The 6,911-nt window shown below is 47.6% G+C and carries 4 protein-coding genes; all 4 read right to left on the bottom strand.

The genetic code is table 11. The features are described 5' to 3' along the window. Window positions 1-2,303 (bottom strand): calcium-binding protein (locus BM082_RS25455; RefSeq protein ID WP_425285244.1); only part of this gene is annotated, 2,303 nt, incomplete at its 3' end. Window positions 2,304-3,190: 887 nt separating this feature from the next. Beyond that, window positions 3,191-4,309 (bottom strand): flavin monoamine oxidase family protein, encoded by a 1,119-nt coding sequence (locus BM082_RS23570; RefSeq protein WP_074928857.1) that lies wholly within the window; start codon window positions 4,307-4,309, stop codon window positions 3,191-3,193. 15 nt (window positions 4,310-4,324) lie between these two features. Further along, window positions 4,325-4,999 carry an SDR family NAD(P)-dependent oxidoreductase gene (locus BM082_RS23575; RefSeq protein ID WP_017014879.1) on the bottom strand — a complete coding sequence of 225 codons (675 nt, stop codon included), beginning with the start codon at window positions 4,997-4,999 and terminating at the stop codon, window positions 4,325-4,327. Between the two features lie 166 nt (window positions 5,000-5,165). Beyond that, the coding region (locus BM082_RS25010) for a calcium-binding protein (RefSeq protein ID WP_244276080.1) at window positions 5,166-6,911 on the bottom strand (1,746 nt) is incomplete at its 5' end.

Raw genomic sequence — 6,911 nt, forward strand, 5'->3', positions numbered from 1 at the left:
AGGTCATTGCCATGCTCGCCAACCAAGTGGTCATCGCCATTGTTACCGTAAAGGGTATCGTTGTGGTTACCGCCATTAACGTAATCATTGCCTTCACCACCAGAGAGGGCATCGTTACCGTCTTGGCCGTAAATGGTGTCGTTGTGGTTGCCGCCGTCGACAGCATCATTACCCGTACCGGCATAGATTTTATCGTCGCCGTCTTCACCGTAGATAACGTCGTTGTCGGCATCGCCGTGCAGTTCATCGTTACCTGTGCCGCCTTTGAGCAAGTCAGCACCGGCACCGCCGCGTAAACGGTCATCGCCATCTTGGCCGTACAGTTCATCGTTGCCGTTCCCGCCGTCGATGCGGTCGTTACCCGATTCGCCGTAGAGTTTGTCGTTACCGTCGCCGGATTGGAGCAGGTCGTTACCGTGGCCACCCACCAGTAAATCGTCACCTGAATCGCCGACTAAATGGTCGTCACCGTTGTTACCGTAGAGTCGGTCATTACCTGCGCCGCCGTGGACATAGTCATTGCCGTCACCGCCTGACAGGCCATCATTGCCGTCATTGCCGTACACAAGGTCATTGCCCGTGCCGCCGTCAATGCCGTCATTACCTGCACCGCCGGAGAGGACATCATTGCCGTCTTGACCATAAATGGTGTCATTACCTGTGCCGCCATCTACCGTATCGTCACCCGTACCAGCGTAAACTTTGTCATCACCATCCTCTCCATGGATAACATCGTTGTCGGCATCGCCATGAAGCTCATCGTTCCCTATGCCGCCTTTGAGTAAGTCGGCGCCCGCACCGCCGCGTAAACGGTCATTGCCTTCGTCGCCGTATAACTCATCATTGCCTGTACCGCCGTCGATGCGGTCGTTACCTGAGTTTCCATGCAGTGTGTCGTTACCGTCACCAGATTGGAGTAGATCATTACCGCTACCACCATGGAGTTCATCATTTCCTAGACCGCCGACAACGTGGTCGTCGCCGTCATCACCAAACAGGCGATCATCGTGATTGCCACCGTCTAGATAGTCATTACCGGCACCGCCGACAAGGGTGTCGTCGTTGTCTTGACCATAAAGCTTGTCGTTATCATTGCCGCCATTGAGGTAATCGTTACCGGCACCACCAATAAGGTTGTCAACGCCATTTTCACCATACAGGCTGTCGTTATCGCTTCCACCGTCTAGCGAGTCATTGCCATCGCCACCGTTCAGAAGATCATCGCCTAGGCCACCAACAACTGTGTCATTTCCTTTGCCGCCATAGGCTTTGTCATCGCCACTCTCGCCATAGAGTTTGTCGTCACCGCCTTGACCATAAAGGGTGTCATCACCTTCTCCAGCGTGAAGAGTGTCATTTCCATCAGAGTCGGTATTTGTGTTTTCTCCGGGAATTGATAATTCACCAGAGCCCCCAAGGCCAGGTGTATTGCCATCACTGGAGTCACCGAATAGGACATCGTCACCAGCGCCACCTTTTAGCGCATCATCGCCTTCGTTTCCGTAAAGTGTGTCGTTGTCGTTACCACCATCAAGTTGGTCGTTACCTAGTCCGCCATAGAGCGTATCGTCACCATCTTCACCTTTTAGGTTATCAACGCCGTCACCACCAAAAAGGGAATCATTGCCCGTTCCGCCTGAGAGGGTGTCATCACCAGCATCGCCGTAAAGGCTGTCATTTCCGGCGCCACCGCTTAATGTGTCATTGCCATTTTCGCCATGAAGGCTGTCGTCGCCCTCTTGGCCATAAAGCAGGTCATTGCCGTTACCGCCCCAAAGTGCGTCGTTGTCGTCGCCACCTTCAAGGGTATCAGTGCCTTCGCCACCCCAGAGAACATCGTTGCCAGCATCACCTCTTAATGTGTCATCTCCGTCGTCACCAAAAATGACATCTCTTCCACTGCCACCGTTGGCAATATCGTTGCCGTCGCCTGACCTGATTTTGTCATCGCCAGCGTCGCCATTTATTGTGTCGTCCCCTTCGTTGCCGAAGAGTCGATCGTTGCCATTCCCACCATGAAGTGTGTCATCGCCCAATCCACCTTCAACAAGGTCGTCGCCGTCATCACCGTAAAGCTCGTCATCAACAAAACCGCCACGTACCCAATCATTACCAGCACCACCATGAACTTCGTCAGTTCCATCACCGCCAATGACAGTGTCATCACCATCACCACCGTAAATAAAATCGGTATCGCCATCACCTTGTATATAGTCATTACCCCCATGACCATAAATGATATCTTTGCCGGTGGTTCCTTTGATTTTGTCGTCGCCATTAGTTCCATTGATGATATTTGACATGTATTGCTCCCGGTTGCATTTGAATAGATATTTTTGTTTTTCTTATAGGACGTTTGATACAAACTTTGACGAAAAGGTAATAGCAACAACATCTCTTGGCGTAACTTCAAGTGTCCCAAAAAAGAGACGATGACTGTTAGGAAATGATGTGTTTTGACAGTTGATTAGAAAAGAATGGGGGGGAAGGAACGTTGTATTAATTCGCGAATGGACCTACTCAATTGTTTAACTTGTATTTTTCACTGGTGTGTTTTGTGTATTACTCTGAAATATATGATAAAAAATTTTTTTTGATGAATGAATGTATGGTAGGGGTGAATGTCTAAAAAAGTTAAGTAGTATTAAAAATATTACTTAACTTTACATGTGTTACGATAAAAGTATGAATTATTTGAATTCTGTTACCCAATACTTCTGAACTGATATTTTTCATTACGTTTCGGCTTACATATGTTAGCTGAATCAAATTTTTATGCATTTAAATGATTTTATTTAATTGATTTTAATGATTAATTTCAATTTTGGTATGAGTATGCCTGTTCTACTGGGAGAGTAAATGCCCATATTGAATGTGTATTAGGTAATCATTGCATTCTGAATTGTTGTATGAATTCATATTCACACTTAATACTTTTCCATCTTTGGGTGGAGTGTAAAAAATGTCATGTGTGACCTTGAAGATATGAGACATTGATAAGGGTAATTACATGTGTTTCCTTTGTGTTACATCGGAGTCCTTCAATTTTTAGTCATTTCAGTGTCAGACTTTTCATTACATCATCGTTTGAATGAATAGTGAATGAGTATTCAAACGATGATGTATGACTAAATAGAGAAAATTCGACGCACTGATAGCTCTGTTAGAGGGAATATAGTGAGACACACCCTTAGCACGAAGAAAGCGCTGCATTGGGTGAAACCAACTTACTCACTGCAGTGTTTGCTGCATCTAATGCTCCTTCCAAGTAGCCACCATACTTGCGGGATGCTTCCGTTCCTGCAAATACGATATTTGGGTGCGACATGTCTTTGGTCTTAATGCCATAGACACCATGTGAGCTTGCAATATCTTCTTTGGTTGCGGTAAACGGCTCTTGATACCAATCTACATATTCAATGCTGATGGGGTGTTGGGCTGCTTGTCCAAACAGTCGAACGGCCTGTTGAAGAATCAGTTTCTTCAATGTTTCATCTCCTGCGGTTTTCCTCGCAGAACCATTAATACCCATAAAGCCCATGATTGCTCCGTATTCTGGCTTGCCATTGATTTCGGGTGATGCATCATGAATTTCTACCAATGGACCAACATTGCTGTTTACTGAACCAGAAAATCCCATTTCGCGCCAAAAGGGCGTCTCGTAGATCAACACTGCTTTTGCGTGCGCAGCCATCCACGTATCGGTGCTGTCGAATGCCTTTTTAAGTGCAGGATCGAGCGCTGGATGAAACGTAATATTTTGAGAGACCAATCTAAGAGGCATGGCGAACACAATATGCTTTGCCATTAGGGTGCCTACGTCGCCATTGTGTTTATATTCCACGGCATAAGTGTCGTCAGTTTGCTTTGAAACTGCCGTGACTTGGGTGTTTAGTAAGCCATTTTCAGACGGCAGTTTATCCAACAAACCGTTGACTAACATTTGCATGCCCCCTTGAAGTCGGAAGGTGTCTGGCATGATGTCATAACCAATGTTGATGGCTTGAGGCGGGGCACCACGCATTTTATCGACCAAGTAATGACCGTGAGAGAATTGTTTATAGGTCGAAATGTTTAGCGCATCGATGAGCGCTCCCAATTGTGGGTTGATATTTGGCCAATACCATGAGGGGCCAAGATCGACTTGTCCCTGGTTGTCGTTGTTGAGAGACGCTGAAACGATGCGACCGCCAAAGCGATCTCGCGCTTCGAACAACACATAATCTTGCCCTTGTTGCTCTAAAAGGTGAGCTGCATATAAACCACTCAACCCACCACCGATAATCAAGGTGTCCGTCATTGTTTTCATGGTAATAGCTCCGAGTTAAAAAACTTCTCTATAGGGGCGAATGTCCACTTCGTGTGTCCAAGCTGTGACTGGCTGCTTTGCTAAATATAGATATGTCATCGCTGCATCATCGGGCTGAATTGCATGATCTTTAACAAGGGTAGGGAAGCGTTCTCTACTTTTTTCTGACCAAATAATACCGTCTATGATGAGGTGAGCGATGTGAATTCTATTGGGTTGAAACTCTCTCGCAAGTGACTGCGTTAACCCCCTTAAAGCAAACTTTGCCGATGCAAAAGCGCTGAAGTTTTTACTACCTTTCATTCCAGCGGTTGCTCCCGTGACTAAGAGTGAACCGTTTCCAGCTTTTATCATTGAAGGAATTACTGCCTGCGCAATATTAAACACACTCATTACCGATGCTCGCCATGTTTGCTCAAATTGGCTCGACGTTGTGACAAAAAAACGCTCTATAGTGAGTAAAGCAGTGTTACAGATGACAACGTTGGGTATGCCGTAGAGTGTTTCAATCTGGGAGAAAGCGCGATTAACTTCGTTCGGGTCGGTTGTGTCAGCGAGGATCATGGCGTTCTCTCTACTGATGGTGACAACGCGATAGCCGTCATCTTCAAAGGTTTTCTTTATGGCGTGGCCTAAGCCCTCTCCATAACCCGCGATGACTGCGAGTGGTTTTGAAGTGTTGTTGTGCATGCATTTTCCCTCAACGATATGTCCTGCTTATATTTTATCGGGCCAAGAAGATGACACGAGGCATGATTCATTCAGTGATGGGATAGTTTTTCTTTGTCAAAAAAAGCGGGGCAACTGCTGTTGCCCCGCTTTTCATTTTTCAATGTTCTGTCGTTTAGAGGTAAGACTAACTAAAAGAGAACAAATCTTTATCGATATCAGACGCTGAGAAATTTTCTAGCGTCACGCGAACATTGTGATTTATGTATAACTCTGCACTTGATCCGTTCTGCCAATAAGAAATTTGCCCAAAATGCGTCGCCAGTGAAGCATCTATTTGGATGGTATCGCCTTGTCTTAGCGAGAAATCCTTGATCACATCATGTCCATCCCACCGTTCAAAATCAAACGTATCTTTTCCAGTCCCTCCCCACAGGTGATCATTACCGGCGTTACCTTGGATGAAGTCTTGATCGTTTCCGCCAAAAATACTATCAGCGCCGTCTCCACCGTGAAGTTGGTCCTTTTCATTACCGCCTGAAATGGTGTCGTTGCCAGCTCCGCCATAGATCTTGTCATCATGTCCATCGCCGCTGAGGTTATCGTTTCCATCCCCCCCTTCGATATGGTCATTGCCTGTGCCTCCAACAATGGTGTCATGACCGGACTCTCCAAATAATCTGTCTGCGTCGTTACCACCATCGATGTAATCGTTACCTGTGCCACCAAAAATGGTGTCGCGATGACCTTCACCATAGAGCTTGTCATGATTATTACCGCCGTATATGCAGTCATTACCACCATCCCCAATAATGGTATCTTGGCCATCATCGCCCCAAAGGTGGTCGTTACCTGAATTACCGTGGATCAGGTCATTGTCGGCACCGCCCCAAATTCTGTCGACGCCATCACCGCCGTGAAGTTGGTCCTTTTCATTACCGCCTGAAATGGTGTCGTCGCCAGCCCCGCCGTAGATCAGGTCATCGTGCCCATCACCGCTGAGGTTATCGTTTCCATCCCCCCCTTCGATATGGTCATTCCCTGTGCCACCGATGATAGTGTCATTACCAGCCTCACCGTATAGCCAGTCTCCGTCGTTGCCACCATCGATATAATCATGGCCATTTCCGCCCCAAATGCGGTCATTCTGCCCCAGACCCAAGAGACGGTCCTCATTGTCTCCACCATAGATCCAATCGTTACCGCCATTACCCTCAATATAATCATTACCCCATTGACCATGGAGAACATCATCGCCGCTATTGCCATAAAGCAGGTCGTTACCATGGCCACCGACCAAGGTATCGTTGCCATCTTGACCGTAGAGTTTATCGTTGTCGTTACCGCCATTAAGGTAATCATTCCCGGCGCCACCTAATAGGGTGTCATGGCCATTATCGCCATAAAGGGTGTCATTATCTTGTTGGCCATCGAGGTGGTCATTGCCATCACCACCACGCAGGGTATCGTTGCCTGTCCAACCATAAAGTTTGTCGTCACCGGCAAGGCCGTGCATGTCATCATTGCCCCACTCGCCGTGGAGTGCGTCATTGCCATTGCCACCATTGAGGTGGTCATCGCCGTGTCCACCGACGAGCACATCATCGCCGTCTTCACCCCACAGGCCATCGTTGCCATTCCTACCTTCTAAGCGGTCATTGCCCCATTGGCCGTAGAGTTTGTCATCATGCTCACCGCCGTCGAGGTGGTCGTTACCGTGACCGCCAACGAGGACATCATTCCCGTCTTGACCGTACAGCGCATCGTTGCCGTTGCCGCCTTCTAAACGGTCATTGCCCCATTCGCCGTAGAGTTTGTCATCATGCTCGCCGCCATCGAGGTGGTCGTTACCATGGCCACCGACCAAGGTATCGTTGCCATCTTGACCGTAGAGTTTATCGTTGTCGTTACCGCCATTAAGGTAATCATTCCC

Origin of the sequence: Enterovibrio norvegicus DSM 15893 (assembly GCF_900115495.1) — a bacterium.
GTDB lineage: Bacteria > Pseudomonadota > Gammaproteobacteria > Enterobacterales > Vibrionaceae > Enterovibrio > Enterovibrio norvegicus.

Coding starts and splice junctions, on each gene's coding strand:
- BM082_RS23575 (WP_017014879.1), bottom strand. CDS start 4,999: ATGCACAACAACACTTCAAAACCACTCGCAGTCATCGCGGGTTATGGA.
- BM082_RS23570 (WP_074928857.1), bottom strand. CDS start 4,309: ATGAAAACAATGACGGACACCTTGATTATCGGTGGTGGGTTGAGTGGT.